This window comes from Roseofilum acuticapitatum BLCC-M154 (genome assembly GCF_030068475.1).
Classification (GTDB): domain Bacteria; phylum Cyanobacteriota; class Cyanobacteriia; order Cyanobacteriales; family Desertifilaceae; genus Roseofilum; species Roseofilum acuticapitatum.
On record NZ_JAQOSP010000017.1, the window covers coordinates 12,954 to 27,619 of the forward strand.

Annotated in this window: 17 protein-coding genes; 12 read left to right on the top strand and 5 right to left on the bottom strand. The window is 46.4% G+C overall.

Going from position 1 to position 14,666, the window contains the following annotated elements; genetic code table 11:
- Positions 1–8: 8 nt before the first annotated feature.
- Entirely contained in the window at positions 9–590 is a 582-nt protein-coding gene (locus tag PMG71_RS02940; RefSeq protein WP_283752147.1) for a globin family protein, read from the bottom strand.
- Between the two features lie 75 nt (positions 591–665).
- Positions 666–881, bottom strand: coding sequence for a hypothetical protein (locus PMG71_RS02945; RefSeq protein WP_283752148.1), 216 nt, complete (start codon positions 879–881; stop codon positions 666–668).
- Positions 882–1,002: 121 nt separating this feature from the next.
- Here PMG71_RS02945 and PMG71_RS02950 point away from each other — a divergent pair, with 121 nt between their 5' ends.
- Both PMG71_RS02950 and tnpA read left to right on the top strand, forming a co-directional pair.
- A complete protein-coding gene (locus PMG71_RS02950; protein ID WP_283752149.1) occupies positions 1,003–1,689 on the top strand; it encodes a HEAT repeat domain-containing protein in 687 nt (228 codons plus the stop codon).
- A gap of 117 nt (positions 1,690–1,806) precedes the next feature.
- On the top strand, positions 1,807–2,208 hold the full coding sequence (gene tnpA, locus PMG71_RS02955) for an IS200/IS605 family transposase (protein WP_283752150.1): 402 nt from the start codon (positions 1,807–1,809) through the stop codon (positions 2,206–2,208).
- Between the two features lie 141 nt (positions 2,209–2,349).
- Here tnpA and PMG71_RS02960 read toward each other — a convergent pair whose 3' ends face one another.
- Positions 2,350–4,275 carry a mechanosensitive ion channel family protein gene (locus PMG71_RS02960; protein WP_283752151.1) on the bottom strand — a complete coding sequence of 642 codons (1,926 nt, stop codon included), beginning with the start codon at positions 4,273–4,275 and terminating at the stop codon, positions 2,350–2,352.
- Between the two features lie 379 nt (positions 4,276–4,654).
- Here PMG71_RS02960 and PMG71_RS02965 point away from each other — a divergent pair, with 379 nt between their 5' ends.
- The 6 genes from PMG71_RS02965 (at position 4,655) to cpcF (ending at position 9,547) form a co-directional block, all read left to right on the top strand.
- A complete protein-coding gene (locus PMG71_RS02965) occupies positions 4,655–5,380 on the top strand; it encodes a 15,16-dihydrobiliverdin:ferredoxin oxidoreductase (protein WP_283752152.1) in 726 nt (241 codons plus the stop codon).
- Between the two features lie 46 nt (positions 5,381–5,426).
- Complete coding sequence (locus PMG71_RS02970; protein WP_283752153.1) at positions 5,427–6,170, top strand: phycoerythrobilin:ferredoxin oxidoreductase; 744 nt, start codon at positions 5,427–5,429, stop codon at positions 6,168–6,170.
- A 644-nt stretch (positions 6,171–6,814) separates the two neighbouring features.
- Positions 6,815–7,333 (top strand): C-phycocyanin subunit beta, encoded by a 519-nt coding sequence (gene cpcB, locus PMG71_RS02975; protein ID WP_283752154.1) that lies wholly within the window; start codon positions 6,815–6,817, stop codon positions 7,331–7,333.
- A gap of 108 nt (positions 7,334–7,441) precedes the next feature.
- Positions 7,442–7,930, top strand: coding sequence for a C-phycocyanin subunit alpha (gene cpcA, locus PMG71_RS02980; protein WP_283752155.1), 489 nt, complete (start codon positions 7,442–7,444; stop codon positions 7,928–7,930).
- Positions 7,931–8,046: 116 nt separating this feature from the next.
- Positions 8,047–8,889 (top strand): C-phycocyanin alpha-cysteine-84 phycocyanobilin lyase subunit CpcE, encoded by an 843-nt coding sequence (gene cpcE, locus PMG71_RS02985; protein ID WP_347179189.1) that lies wholly within the window; start codon positions 8,047–8,049, stop codon positions 8,887–8,889.
- A gap of 19 nt (positions 8,890–8,908) precedes the next feature.
- Positions 8,909–9,547, top strand: coding sequence for a C-phycocyanin alpha-cysteine-84 phycocyanobilin lyase subunit CpcF (cpcF, locus tag PMG71_RS02990; RefSeq protein WP_283752157.1), 639 nt, complete (start codon positions 8,909–8,911; stop codon positions 9,545–9,547).
- A 58-nt stretch (positions 9,548–9,605) separates the two neighbouring features.
- On the opposite strand, the gene psb29 is transcribed toward cpcF, so the two are convergent.
- Positions 9,606–10,331 carry a photosystem II biogenesis protein Psp29 gene (gene psb29, locus PMG71_RS02995; RefSeq protein WP_283752158.1) on the bottom strand — a complete coding sequence of 242 codons (726 nt, stop codon included), beginning with the start codon at positions 10,329–10,331 and terminating at the stop codon, positions 9,606–9,608.
- Positions 10,332–10,521: 190 nt separating this feature from the next.
- Complete coding sequence (locus tag PMG71_RS03000) at positions 10,522–10,878, bottom strand: STAS domain-containing protein (protein ID WP_283752159.1); 357 nt, start codon at positions 10,876–10,878, stop codon at positions 10,522–10,524.
- 361 nt (positions 10,879–11,239) lie between these two features.
- On the opposite strand from PMG71_RS03000, the gene PMG71_RS03005 reads away from it, so the two are divergent.
- The 4 genes from PMG71_RS03005 to PMG71_RS03020 all read left to right on the top strand — a co-directional run bounded on the left by PMG71_RS03005 (position 11,240) and on the right by PMG71_RS03020 (position 14,503).
- Entirely contained in the window at positions 11,240–11,767 is a 528-nt protein-coding gene (locus PMG71_RS03005; RefSeq protein ID WP_283752160.1) for an SRPBCC family protein, read from the top strand.
- A gap of 90 nt (positions 11,768–11,857) precedes the next feature.
- On the top strand, positions 11,858–12,937 hold the full coding sequence (locus tag PMG71_RS03010) for an Mrp/NBP35 family ATP-binding protein (protein WP_283752161.1): 1,080 nt from the start codon (positions 11,858–11,860) through the stop codon (positions 12,935–12,937).
- 77 nt (positions 12,938–13,014) lie between these two features.
- Positions 13,015–14,286 carry a rod shape-determining protein RodA gene (rodA, locus tag PMG71_RS03015; protein ID WP_283752162.1) on the top strand — a complete coding sequence of 424 codons (1,272 nt, stop codon included), beginning with the start codon at positions 13,015–13,017 and terminating at the stop codon, positions 14,284–14,286.
- Positions 14,287–14,317: 31 nt separating this feature from the next.
- Complete coding sequence (locus tag PMG71_RS03020) at positions 14,318–14,503, top strand: NAD(P)H dehydrogenase subunit NdhS (RefSeq protein ID WP_283752163.1); 186 nt, start codon at positions 14,318–14,320, stop codon at positions 14,501–14,503.
- The last annotated feature ends 163 nt before the right edge of the window (positions 14,504–14,666 follow it).

Genomic DNA, 14,666 nt, shown 5'->3' on the forward strand with positions numbered 1-14,666 from the left:
TTCCTCCTCTAACTTTTATAACTCTCAAATCCCTTAAGTCGATCGATCAAATGATCGAAATAGGGTAATAATTCTCCTTTTTTATTTCCCCCACACTCTTCAATACCGATGGTTTTCATCGCTTCCAAACCCACCACCATCGCATCTAAAGGAACTGCTAATTCCTGATACAATAAATCCATATAGTGCAGCCCTTCAGCACTCGTATACTGGTCACAGTTTCCCGCAATTCCATAATGAATACAGCGCAAAAAATGCCAAAAATCTCGCCAGCAATTTTCTGCCCGTTTTTCCGGATACAACGCCCCTCCCGGTTTCGTAATGTTCGGAAACTGTTCTAACACCACAGACCTAGCGCGATCGATAATCTCTGGCGATCGATCCCGCAATTGCCTCGCTATCTCTAACCACTCCTCCTTTTGCGCCCCTTCTCTTGCCAACTGATTCAACTCTTCATCCGTTAAATATTGACGCTCTTTATTAGCTTCTTCAAACACCTGAATCACTTCCGGCTTCACTTTACCCATCCAACTCTCAAAACTAACAATTTGAGCTTTGGTAATTAATTCTTGAACCACAGGACTTAACATGATTCTGTATTTCCCCCTTCAATTTGAAAATTAATCAAGAGGAGAATCAACTTAATTCTCCCACTCAAAATGCAGTTAACTTTGATTTCCTCGTAACTGCTGGAGTGCATGATCGATCTTGATGATTTCAGGATGATTAGCCAATTTTTCTAAAGCTTGCTTTTGAGATAACTTAACCTTACGAGAAACCCCCAAAACATCATTAACTAGACGCTCGCGATATTGCTCTAATTCACGAATAACTTCTTCAATTTCTTGTGCCGAAGCTTGAGTAGAGTTCAATTCAGACATAGGACTTTAATTAGGGTATTAACACTCAATTCAACATTTTATAGTATCTATCATCTTCCCAAATCTTGGAAATTATGGTTAAAATTTTAAGAAACGTAACAGATTGCGATCGCCAACACCTATGGAACTGCATCAAATCCAAACTGCCCTCAACAGCTCCAACTCCCAAGACCGACTCAGAGCCGTCACCGCCCTCAAAGACCACAGCAGTGAAGATGCAGTCCCCTTGCTCATGAGTAAAATCAACGACCCCGATTTTCTCGTCCGCTCCTTCGTTGCCATGGGACTAGGGCGCAAACAATCCCCAGACTCCTTTCCCGCCTTACTCGAACTGCTCAAACGAGACCCAGACCCCAACGTGCGCTCCGAAGCTGCCAACGCCCTCTCCTACGCCGGCCAAGTCGCCATCTCCCACTTAGTCATCGCCTTTCATCAAGACGACCATTGGCTACTCCGGCGCAGTATCATCGCCGCCCTCGCCGACCTTGGCCATCCAGAAGCCCTATTAGAAGTCTGTCTGTGCGGCTTAGACGGCGACGATATCACCGTTACCGAAGCCTCCATAGAAGGCCTCGCTTGCCTAGCCAATACCCCCAAACAACAGGCCGCCCTAAACGCCCTCTTGCCCCTAATCACTTCACCCCAATGGCGTATTCGCCGCAAAGTCGCTTGGGCACTCCAAAAATTTGCGGACTCAGAAACCACTCAGGAAGCCCTACAAACCCTCTCCCAGGATCAAGATCATCGTGTAGTCGCTGCCCTGCTCGAAAATCGCTTATCCCAAGATGCCGAGAGAGTAGGAGATTGACATACTCCCCGTCCTATACAGAACTTGGGTCAGTTGGATAGAAACGGTATTGATATCTCGCTTTCATTCCTTGTGTTAGAATTGGTCTGTATTTTTTTCTAGCTTGGTCTACAGGAAATGTCAACCCATTTACGCAAGGAAAGAAACAGTATTTCAAGCCTTAAAGTTAACTTGGTCTGTGTGACTAAGTATCGTAGGGCTGTGTTCACTGCTGAAAGCCTTGCAATTATCGGAAATTCTTTTAATGAAGTGGCTAAGAAAATGAATTTTCAGATCCTCGAATTCAATGGAGAGTCTGACCATATTCAGACGCTGATTGAGTACCCACCTAAGCTTTCTATCTCTCAGATGGTGAATACACTTAAAGGCGTTTCTAGCCGCCGATATGGTCAAGCTGGCTACCCTAAGCCCTACGGCAAAGATGCGCTCTGGAGTCCGAGCTATTTTGTTAGCTCCGTTGGAGGTGCGCCGATAGAGGTTTTAAAGCAGTACATTAGAGAACAAGAAAAGCTGTCCTAGAAGGACGGGGTTTTAAACCCATTTTTCCGATAATTAATGTTGCCTCTGTTAGCCATAGGCGATTAGGTAATGGTTTTCCTAGACTACTGGGAAAAGAAAAGCGGGCAAGATGCCCGTACTCCTGAAATACCTTGATATTACCTATGAGCCATTACCATGGGAAGTGCTGTATTTCTCTGGTTGCTCTCCTAGAGCAAGCAAAGCAGAATAATCCTGAATTCGCAAAGATTGTTGAGGCACACCAATACCAATTCCCTCCTTCTCAAACACCAACTTCAGTCGGCGACGAAACTCACGAGCCACATCCCATTGTTTAATCGGTTGAGTTCGGATCAGGGCACGAATCAAAACCCCTTGATGAGAAAGTTCATCCACGCCCAACATTTGCAGCTCATCAGTAATGATCGTCTCCCATGCTGGCTCTTTTCTCATCGCTGCTGCTGTTTCTTTAATCAACTGCATCGCCCGATTGAGATCCGCATCATAGGCAATCACCACACTAAAATTCACCCGCGACCAATCCTTCGTCATATTGCGGACAATCCCCACCGAACCATTAGGAATCGTAATCGCTTCTCCATCCAAATTTCGCAACTGGGTCATATATAAATTCAACTTTTCGACTAATCCACCAACGCCATTAATATCGACCACATCTCCGACTGCATAGCGGTCATTCCAGAGAATCAGCGCACCATTAAGTAAATCTTGAACGGTATTTTGAGAAAACCAACTGATCGTCACGGCAATCACCCCAAAACTAGCTAATAGAGCTGGAGGAAAACCCAGTAAGCGCAATGTCATCAGTAAACCCACCGCGATAAAAATAAAAGTGGTCAGTTGGGTGAGCGCAGTTGAATAAGTATTGGTTCTTAAGGCATAACGGGAAGAAGAACCCGACTCCAGACGCGAACCATATCTTGCCCATCGACTCAAAGACCATTCAATCAAAAAATCACAGAGTTTATTGAGGATAATAATTACAGCCCACAACAGGGGTAAACTGAAACTCAAATCTACAAAAAAATGTTTATAGGTTCGGGTATGAGGATAAACGCTGACTAAAGCGGCAGCTCCCCAAGACCAAATCAGAAACTGTACCGCTAAAAGTAATTGTAAAACTAGGTTCAGAACATTACGCTGTTGCTTGAGCAAGGTACGATGCTTGAGCAATAATTGAGGTACGGTTTGCAACATCGATTCTAATTGCGTTGTTGTGGTATTCAGTTGTTTCCAAATGACTTGCCAGCCCATATTGTTTTTTAAGGCCAAAGGTAAGTGGTCAGATAAGGAAGTCTGAGCAGTAGATGAATCCGTGTTGCTAGAGAAGGTTTTTAAATTCTCTGATGAAACAGCTTCTGGATTAAAGGTTAAACTGGATTCGAGTTCTAGTAGGGTACGACGCAGTTTTAGATCCCAAGCTTTGAGCAATCGATAGATTAGATAAATGGAGAGACTAATAAAAACGATCCATAAGAACCGTTGAACCATTTTTTTGATTGGTTCCCAGGGAGTAGTGAGTAAGGTTTGACGTTCAGAGATGGATTTTTGTAGTTGTGCTTCCAGAATGTTTTTCCAGTCTTGGGCTAAAGCAGAAATTTGTTGTTCTGAGTATCGAGCATCTAGTTCAGTAATGGTGACTATTTTACGAGAAACCAGACCTTCTTGATCGGGTAAAAAGACTACGGTCTGGCTAAATAAAGTGCCGATTTCCGTGGTGATGGGTTCGGGGGTGTAATTGGGGTTTAGAGATTGTTGTTGGATCTCATATTCCTGTTTGGATTGAATGATTTTATAGAGAGTATTTTGGATGTTTTTGGCCCGTTCTTCTGCGGAAGGAAGGTACTGATCTTCACTGTTGAGCTGATTTTCGGGTAAAGAGGTGACATAAAATAAGAATTGGCCATCTAAATAAACTGGACTACATAAAATGTTTCCACAATCACTCATCTGGTTAATGTTCCAGCCTAGACCGGGTTGATTTTGTGGGGTTTCGGGTGTGGAGAGGAGGGGGATTTGTCCTAGAGCTGGAGTGATGGAGAGTGTAAAGCAGATCAAAGCAGCCATGCAGACTCCTAGGAGGGGTTTCCAGATTCTAGAAAAAGGTTGAATTGCTCTTCTGAGTCGGATGGGTTGCATGATCGAAATTGTACTGAGGATGAACAGGTTGCCTTGATTATGGTACTGAGATCTCCACAAGGTGGCAAATTGTCTTTAAGGTAAAGCTGGGCATATACGGGAATTCTAGATAAAAATTAGTATGATTTAATACATTTTATAGAAGAGAAGGGGGTGATCGATACTTCGGAATTAAGCCAAGATGCCTGTGAGCTGAGATGGGTTAAGAGTGTTAAGGATTGTGTCTTTGTAGATCATAGCTGGGACAGAGCTGGTTTGTCTGTTCTACTGTTAGGGTTTAACAGTCGTGTGAATGAGTCCGGATCTTATGTATAAACCTTTTATGGATTTTTTAGAACAGGAATTATTTAAGCGGTTTGATTTACAAAGTCAACCCATTCCGCCCGGTCTAGAACGTCAGGTGAGTACCCGTGGCAAGCATCCGGCAACGATTCAGAGCTGGTGTTATCAATGTCCAGAACTGCGGAAGATTCGTTACACCTATATTGATGGGGGGGAAGCCTCTCAGGTCTTTAACAGTGTGATTTATCCCAGTTATCAGTATGATTTACCGCTTCTGGGAATTGATTTTCTTTCTTTTGGGAAGCATAAAATTTTAGTGGTGATGGATTTTCAGCCTCTGTTTCGCGATCCAGACTACTTGAAAAAGTATATTGAACCGATGAAAGGGGTGCGAGATCGCTATAGCGATCTGGCGCAAAATTTAGAGATGAAGTTCTATGATGCTAATCAATATTTTTCCCAATATCTCTTGTTTGCGAAAACGGATGCCGAAACGGTACAAACTGAGCTATTTCAGGCTTATAAAGATTACTTGAATTTGTATTGGGAGTTACTCGATCGCGCTCAACCCCTCAGCGATGCAATGGCCAAAGAAAGAATTCGCACCGCCCAACGAGATTACGACCAATATAGTGCCGATCGCGATCCCGCATCGGGGTTATTTAGTAGCTACTTTGGCCATGAATGGTCAGAGCGATTTTTATATGAATTCCTGTTCTCTGAAGCCAAACCTTTAGCCATGAGTGCTTAATGGGAGAGTAGGAAACACCAGTAAAGTGAGATCGAAAAGAGAGCCTATGGTCGGTTTATATCAACCTTTTTTAGATTATGCGATCGCCTATCTCCAAAAACACCTCGACTTAGAACCCTATCCCATCCCCGAAGGCTTTGAATGCAAACAAGGGACTATCGGTAAGGGTGCGCGTCAATCGGAGGTACTCACCACCAGCACCGCTTTTCAAACCGATAAGCTCCGTCAAATCCGGGCAGCCCATGTCCAAGGAGGAGAAGGGCTACAAGTTCTCAATTTCGTCATTTTTCCCCGTCTCAACACCGACTTACCTTTTTTTGGTGCGGATTTAGTCACCTTACCGGGGGGCCATCTGATTGCCTTAGACATGCAACCCCTGTTTCGGGATGACCCCTCCTATCAGCAAAAATACACTCAACCCATTTGGCCCATCTTTGAAGCTCATCAGCAGTATTTGCCCTGGGGGGGAGACTTTCCCGAAGAAGCTCAACCCTTTTTCTCCCCCGCTTTTCTATGGACTCGTCCCCAAAAAACGGAAGTGGTTCAAGAGCGAGTATTTGCGGCCTTTCAGGATTATCTGTCTGCTTACGTCAGTTTTGTCCAAGGAGCTGCCCCCATTGAGAGCGAAGAGGAGTTGCTAAAAATAAAACAGGCTCAGTTAAGATATGTTCACTATCGAGCCGAAAAAGATCCCGCTAGGGGAATGTTTACAAGGTTTTATGGCTCAGAGTGGACTGAAAAATATATCCATGGTTTTTTGTTTGATTTAGAACAAAAAATGAGGGAGTAAGAGCGGAGAATAGGGGAGGGGGCGAGATCGAGTGCCCTAATTCTCTGGCAATGTAAAGTTTAGTAAAAATAAATTAAGCTTTGTATCAAAAATTGAAAAGTCTAAAACCGCTAACCCTAACAGTCATCTAGGGTGACTTTCCCTATTTGTGAGCATTCCACCTCGATCGGACTCCATAACAGAAAACCCATCCAGAAAGTTACATCTTCATCCACGACAGTTGCCCATCAAGACCCGAAAAAGTCTCCAAACTCAAGGGTACAGTGACTTTTTGAGGTACAGATCCTAGAGATTGGGCAGGGAATAGCTGAGATTAAAATCTTAATAATATGTAACAAATAAAGGATCAACATCATTGTATAAGAGTTAAGTGGAGGGCACAAAGAACAGTCCAACCAGAAACCAAGCAAGGATTTCCAATGCTTTTTGGCTTTCTCATCCGAAGTGTGGATTTTCTCAGATTTCTCAAAAGCCTGAGAACCCGGACTTCACCTCGATAGAGGGTAAACCGATGGAGAAATACCCAATACTCTTCTGGAATAAGGTCTGTCTTTGAAGGTCTTTCCAAGTAGCTGACCAGCTTGCACTTGTTGAACCGATTCTGGTTACAGAATCTAGACCTACTTAAATAGGAGATTTAGTCAATGTTCGATGCATTCACAAAGGTGGTTTCTCAGGCTGACGCTAGAGGCGAATACCTGACCGATGGCCAACTCGATGCCCTGAGCGCAATGGTTGCTGATGGCAACAAGCGCATGGATGCTGTTAACCGCATCACCGGTAACGCTTCTACCATTGTTGCTGATGCAGCTCGTTCCTTATTTGCAGAACAGCCCCAGCTCATCGCTCCTGGCGGAAATGCTTACACCAGCCGTCGCATGGCTGCTTGCTTACGCGACATGGAAATCATCCTGCGTTATGTAACCTACTCTATCTTCACTGGAGATGCCAGCGTTCTCGAAGATCGTTGCCTCAATGGTCTCCGTGAAACCTACCAAGCCCTAGGAACTCCTGGTGCTTCCGTAGCTGTAGGCGTAGGCAAAATGAAAGATGCAGCAGTTGCGATTGTTAACGACCGCAATGGAATCACCCCCGGAGACTGCTCTGCCTTAGTATCTGAAATTGCTGGATACTTCGATAAAGCCGCTAGTGCAGTGGGCTAAATTTCACCGTTGGGAATTGAATTTAACGTCCCATTCGGTCTTGATTCTGCTTCAAAATTTCTATTTTTGAAACTTTTGCAAAACAACTCGTAGGAAGATACATCAACCATGAAAACCCCTCTGACTGAAGCAGTTGCTGCTGCTGACTCCCAAGGTCGCTTTCTGAGCAACAGTGAAATCCAAACCGCATTTGGTCGTTTCCAAAAAGCTTCGGCTTTCATTGATGCGGCTAAAACCTTAACCCAGAAGAAAGACCAGCTCGTTAGCGGAGCGGCTCAAGCGGTATATAACAAGTTCCCTTACACCACTCAAATGTCTGGTGCTAACTATGCTGCTGACCAACGGGGTAAAGACAAATGTGCCCGTGACATCGGTTACTATCTGCGGATGGTTACCTACTGCTTAATCGCTAATGGTACTGGCCCCATGGATGAGTATCTGATTGCTGGTATCGATGAAATCAACCGGACTTTTGAACTGTCCCCCAGTTGGTACGTCGAAGCGCTGAAGTACATCAAAGCGAACCATGGTTTGACCGGAGATGGTGCTACTGCTGCTAATAGCTACATTGACTATGCGATCAATGCTTTAAGCTAGTCATCGCTTGAATGATTAGGGCCCGGAACTTTAGACAGGTGAATGTCAAAAGCTGACATCTGTTTGGAGTTCCGGGCACAGTTGTGTTTAAATCTCTTGTGTTTGCATCCCTGGCCATGATTAACGCCCCTTCATCGAGTTCTGAAGCTACTCAACTAACCGTAGACCAGGCTATTAGAAATCTACTTCAGGGAGACCGAGGAGAACGGTATTATGCGGCTTGGTGGTTAGGACGGTTTCGAGTCAAAGAACCAGAAGCTATTGATGCCCTAGTTGCTGCTCTGCAAGATGAAAGCGATCGCACTCCAGAGGGGGGCTATGCTCTTCGACGCAATGCAGCCCGTGCCCTAGGCAAACTGGCCCAACCGCGAGTGATTCCCGCTTTAATTGAATGCCTACACTGCTCCGATTTTTATGTGCGGGAAACGGCAGCCCAAGCCCTGGGAGAATTGGGAGAAGATCTAGATCGCGCTCACTTTGAAAGCGCTATTCCCGAACTGCTCAACCTGCTCGACGGTGGACTAGAAGCGGCTCAACCGATACCCGGTTGTCCCCATCTGGCTCAACCCTACAATGCAGTGATTGAAACCTTGGGTATTTTAGGGGTAAAAGAAGCCATTCCCCAAATTCAACCCTTTCTCGATCATCCCCTAGAAATCGAGCAATATGGAGCTGCCCGCGCCCTCTATCAGTTAACCGGAGAGAGAAAATATGGCGATCGCCTCATAGCCGCCCTGCAAGGAGATAAACTGCAACTGCGCCGCGCCGTTCTCTCGGATTTAGGGGCGATCGGCTATTTGCCCGCAGCCGAGGCGATCGCCCAAACCCTAGCCGAAAACAGCCTCAAACTCATTTCCCTCAAAGGACTCTTAGAACATCATCTCCAAGAAAGCCATCCCCAAGATCCTCCCAGTCCAACCGCCATCCACCTCATGACCCTCATGGACTCACTCCTCTAACCCATAATTTTGAATTGCCATGTCCCCCTTATCCCATCTCCTAGAAGCCATTGACAAAGCCGACTCCTCTGATACTCTAGTTGATGCCGTCGAACAATTAGCCGCCGCTCAAATCCCTGAAGCCGCTCCCACCCTCATTCGCGTTCTCAGTTACAACAACCCTGGAGCCGCCGTTGCTGCCGTCGATGGTTTAATTGCCCTTGGAGATTTAGCCGTCAATGACCTACTCGAACTTCTTGACGACTATAACTATGGCGGACGAGCTTGGGCGATTCGTGCCCTAGCTGGAATTGGTCACCCTCAAGCCTTAGAAACCCTCATCGAAGCAGCCACCACCGACTTCTCCATGAGTGTTCGTCGGGGAGCAGCCAGGGGACTCGGTGCGATTCAATGGCAAAAAATGCCCCCTACTGACTCCGTTGCCGCCCAACAGCGAGTCATGGAAACCTTATTTCAGGTCAGCACAGATCCAGAATGGGTAGTGCGCTATGGAGCAGTCGTGGGTTTAGACTCTCTGGGACAAACTGCCGACCCCAATTTCCAACCCACCCTATTGAATTACCTACAGCACCTCCAAGATCAAGAAGAAGAGCCAAGCATTCGCGCCCGTATCCATTGGGCCATTCAATCCCTACAAGAAACCCCAGAAAAGCAGTAGGGGCGAAAACTCTTTCGCCCCTACTTGAGGTATTGACTAACCTGATGACGCTTGAGCTTTATGACTCTTTGTCCTTCTCTGCCGTCTCAGGAGATGAACCCGCAGCAGCAGTTTCCTTCTCTAGGGCGCGCTGACGCTTTTTGCGTTCAGCCTCCAAAATATCCTTCATCACCGCCTGAGCTTGCTTCACCTTCTCCAGATTCGACCGATACAGCTCAATATCCTTTTGAAGCTTCTCCAAAGAGATACCCAACCCTTCGGCGATCTTTTCAAAAGCCTGGTTACGACTCTCCTCAGTTTGGAGGCGTTCGGGATCGACAGTAGAGACCAAAGTATATAAACCAATAGCAAACAAACGGCTATATTTAAACTTCCCATTAGCGGCGATCGCCTTCAACCGCTCTCGCAGAACATCTGCACCTTCACCCTGATGCGGATCGGAAAGCAGAGCCACCACCGCCTCTCCAGACCAGTCCTTCACCTCTTCCTGGACTTTTTGAGCATCTGCACGATACCCATGAGCATCGCTCTCCAACGCTTGACACAAAGCCGCAAAAATAGAAGACTTATCACCCTCCGGTAAATATCCCTCCATAAACTGGTCAAAGGACGAAACAACCCCAAGAGCGTATATAGGGTCATACTCAAAGTCCACATTGACCGATAGTAAATGCATCTCTACCATCAACTCCTCTACCACACGGCGGTAGATAGAATTAATGGGCCGGGTATGATGAGTATAAAACGATCGCTTAGTGTCTGAGACAGTGCGGACAGTATTCACAGCTACAATTATCAAGAGTGGGTGATCCCATTGTCACCCCTAAAGGTCACTTTGCCAAGAGTTGAGTCTACAATCTTGGCCAACAGCAGAATAAAAAGGGGGGCTAAGACAGTTGGCTATCCCCAATCAGAGACAAAAAGAACAACCATCTGACCTCCCTTAGCACCAGCCAATTTTGCTCGCCTACCGATCAACTATTCACCCTTGGCACTCCCTCTAACGCTTCCTCTTCCGTTTCAAAAATTTCAAATACAGAATCCATCATCGTCACTTCAAATACCAATTTAGCTTCTGGATGAACATTACAGATCCGAAAACTGCCTTTAACCTTTTCCGCATCCCGCATCCCAGCCACCAAAGAGGTTAAACCTGAGCTATCAATAAAGTTTACTGCACCTAGATTCACTACCACATGCCTACTGAGCTTAGAAATACATTCCTGTAGCTTCAAACGAAATTGCCAGGCTGTAGTGATATCCAAACGTCCGGTTGGCGTTAAAACAATAACCGTTGTTCCATCTTCAGTTGCGTGTGTTCTTTGCTCCATTTGGATCGTCTACCTTCTCTACTAGGAATTGTGGACTTCTGGGTTGATTGTAGTATCTCAAATCGACTTGGAACAAGCCTTAGACCCATAATAAATCAGACTTCTTGCATTCAAACCTAAAAATCAGACTCTCTTGGGCCAATTTCAGGGACATAGAGCGCAGATCCTTAGCTGCCTGGCCCCCTGAGCCACGGATAACTGCAACAATTCTTAATCCACGATCCGAAGAACTCACCTCCAATGTTAACCTAGCGTGAATGACCCACTACCTATGCGAGTTGACATTCAAACCGCCCAATCCGGCTCAAACCTAACTGCATCGATTATCCCCTTATTTTCTAGTGTGAGTATTGAATAGACAATGCCAGATTTTTTGTCTAAGCTATTGGGTCGCAACAGTCGTAAAGTTCGCTGTACCCTAGCCAAAACCTATCGTGTCATTAGTTCAGCTTCGGTCGATGATCTATGGCAAACCGTGGTAGATTTCGCTGATGTCTCTTGGCATCCCCTCTTAGCCCGAACCAATGTCCCTAGGGGTTTAGTTCCCAAACCGGGACTGATTTTCCGTGCAGTGACCCGCCTTAGCCCCATTCCCATCCGCATTTTTGTCGAACGAGTCAGACCGAGGGAACTCTTGAGCATTAGAATTCTGGCCATGCCCGGCATTGAAGAGCGAATTATCTACCAAGTCGAATCCACAGTTTGGGGCACTCGCATCTCCTATTCGGTTACCCTGCGAGGATGGCTCTCTCCTGTAATTTGGTCGTTTATTCGTCCCTATGCGGCTAAAGTTGCTGAAGCTTTAGCGAACGCAGCCGAGAAAGCGGCCCTTCAAGGAGGCTCTGGAAAGAAAACCCAGCCAGGAAATTCTGTGGATTTTGGATTTTAAGTCAACCGGTATGAAAACCCATGAGAACGGCCCAAGAGCGTTAAGATTTGATAAGTAACACCGGAATAATCAATAGCCAATAGCAAAATTATGACTTTGACCCTCGATCGCCAATCCGTTTTAGAAGTCCTGCGACCAGTGGAAGACCCAGAACTGCGGAAAAGTTTGGTGGAACTGAATATGATTCGCCAGATTGAGATTGATGACCAGGGAAATGTGAGTTTTACCTTGGTGCTGACGACTCCAGCTTGTCCCCTGCGGGAATTCATTATGGAAGACTGTACGAAGGCGGTGAAACAGATTCCAGGGGTACAAGCTGTAAATATTGAGGTGACGGCAGAAACCCCCCAGGCTAAAAATACTCTACCCGATCGCCAAGGTATTGAGGGTGTGAAAAATATTATTGCCATCTCCAGTGGTAAAGGGGGAGTGGGAAAAAGCACGGTAGCGGTGAATGTAGCCGTGGCTTTAGCCCAAACGGGGGCCAAGGTCGGATTGATTGATGCCGATATTTATGGCCCCAATGCTCCTACCATGTTGGGCTTAGACTCAGCCAAGGTGAGGGTACAAGAAAGAGGAGGCAAAGAAGTCCTAGAACCCGCATTTAATCATGGAGTGAAGCTTGTTTCCATGGGCTTTTTGATTGAAAAAGACCAACCGGTGGTTTGGCGCGGCCCCATGCTCAATGGGGTGATTCGTCAATTTCTCTATCAGGTGGACTGGGGCGAGTTGGATTATCTGATTGTGGATATGCCTCCGGGAACTGGAGATGCCCAATTAACGCTCACGCAAGCTGTTCCCATGGTTGGGGCCATAATTGTCACTACCCCCCAAAATGTAGCCCTTCTCGACTCGCGCAAGGGGCTGAAAATGTTTGAACAGATGGGGGTTCCGGTACTGGGAATGGTGGAAAATATGAGTTATTTTATTCCTCCGGATCTGCCCGATCGCCAATATGACATTTTTGGTTCGGGAGGGGGCGCAAAAACTTCCGAAGAACTCGGCGTTTCCCTGCTCGGCTGTATTCCCCTAGAAATATCTTTACGGGAAGGGGGCGATCGCGGCTTACCCATTGTGGTCAGCGATCCCGAATCTGCCTCAGCCCAAGCATTGGTTAAGGTCGCTAAGGCGATCGCCGCAAAAATCTCCGTCGCCGTCCTCGCCGGATAAAGCACTCCCCTAGGCAGTAGAGAGTGAAGATGGGGGAATCCCCCTCATCTATTCATTATTGTTAATTGTTAATTATCATGCGTAGATCCCTATTTCACTCCGGCCATTCAGGCCCTAGGATTCGCTGGCTCTCCCAACTCAACAGTTGGAAAAACTTAGATTGGTTACTGCTGATTCTGGTGATTGGCCTAACCCTCTTTGGTGGGATCATGATTCGCTCAACTCAGCTTAATCTCCAATACACCGATTGGCTGCAACATTGGATTATTGGGGGCATTGGTTGCACCTTAGCCCTCTTTATTTCCCGTTGGCGCTATGAACGGCTGATCCAGTGGCAATGGGTCATCTATGGAATTACCAATGTTTCGTTGTTAGCGGTTATTTTTATTGGGACAACAGCTTTAGGGGCGCAACGATGGATTACCATTGGTGGATTTAATATCCAGCCCTCGGAATTTGCCAAATTAGGGGTCATTATTACCCTAGCGTCTCTCCTGCACAGTAAGGGAGCCTCCACACTATCAAGCCTGTTTAAAACTCTGGCTATTGTTGGTGTCCCGTGGGCCTTAGTCTTCCTGCAACCGGACTTAGGAACCTCTCTCGTATTTGGGGCGATCGCCTTGGGAATGCTCTACTGGGCCAATACTAATCCCAGTTGGCTGATTTTACTGATCTCTCCCCTAATATCGGCTATCCTGTTTAATCTTTATCTCCCCGCCTGGTTTGCTTGGGCGGGTTTACTGGTTCTGTTAGCTTGGACAAGTTTACCTTGGCCGCGCATCGGAGCTGGGGTTACCCTAGCCCTGACGACTGGATTCGGATTTCTGGGTGAGGTGTTTTGGGGACTGCTCAAGGATTATCAGAAAGACCGCTTAATCCTATTTCTCGATCCAGAAAAAGATCCCCTAGGGGGAGGGTATCATCTGATCCAATCTCGGATCGCTATTGGTTCTGGACAGCTCCATGGCACGGGATTAAATCAAGGAACCCAAACCCAACTCCATTTTATTCCCGAACAACATACGGATTTTATCTTTTCGGCGGTGGGTGAGGAGTTGGGATTTATTGGCGCGGCGATCCTGTTGGTGGTTTTCTGGTTAATCTGTTTTCGGTTGGTGATGATTGCCCAAAATGCGAAGGATAATTTTGGTTCGTTGCTGGCGATCGGGGTATTATCGATGATTGTGTTTCAGGTGATGGTCAATATTGGCATGACCATTGGCCTGGCTCCAGTGACGGGGATTCCTTTACCTTGGATGAGTTATGGGCGATCGGCTCTGCTGACGAATTTTTTGGCGATCGGCTTGGTGGAAGCGGTCGCGAATCACCGACATCGGCTAAAGTTTTAATGGATATTTTATAAAATTGAGGTAAAAAAGGATGATCCTACCAGGTGTAGCAGTACGAGTTAAAAATACTGGGGATACCTATTATGGATTCACTGGCCAAGTACAACGGGTAACCGATGGTAAGGCTGCCGTACTGTTTGAGGGAGGAAATTGGGATAAGTTAGTCACTTTCCGACTCGCGGAGTTGGAAATTGATGACCCCACGACGACTAAGTAGCGCTTTGCGCTGGTAATGGGTAATATCAAGTCCGGATAAAGGGTGAAGAAGCGGGCAAGATGCCCGCACTCCTCTAATCCCTTGATATTACTGGAGTGGGAGCGTCTCGCTCCCTAAATTTTTAATCATGGTATTTCCGCTTCGCGGACATGAACAATCGGAC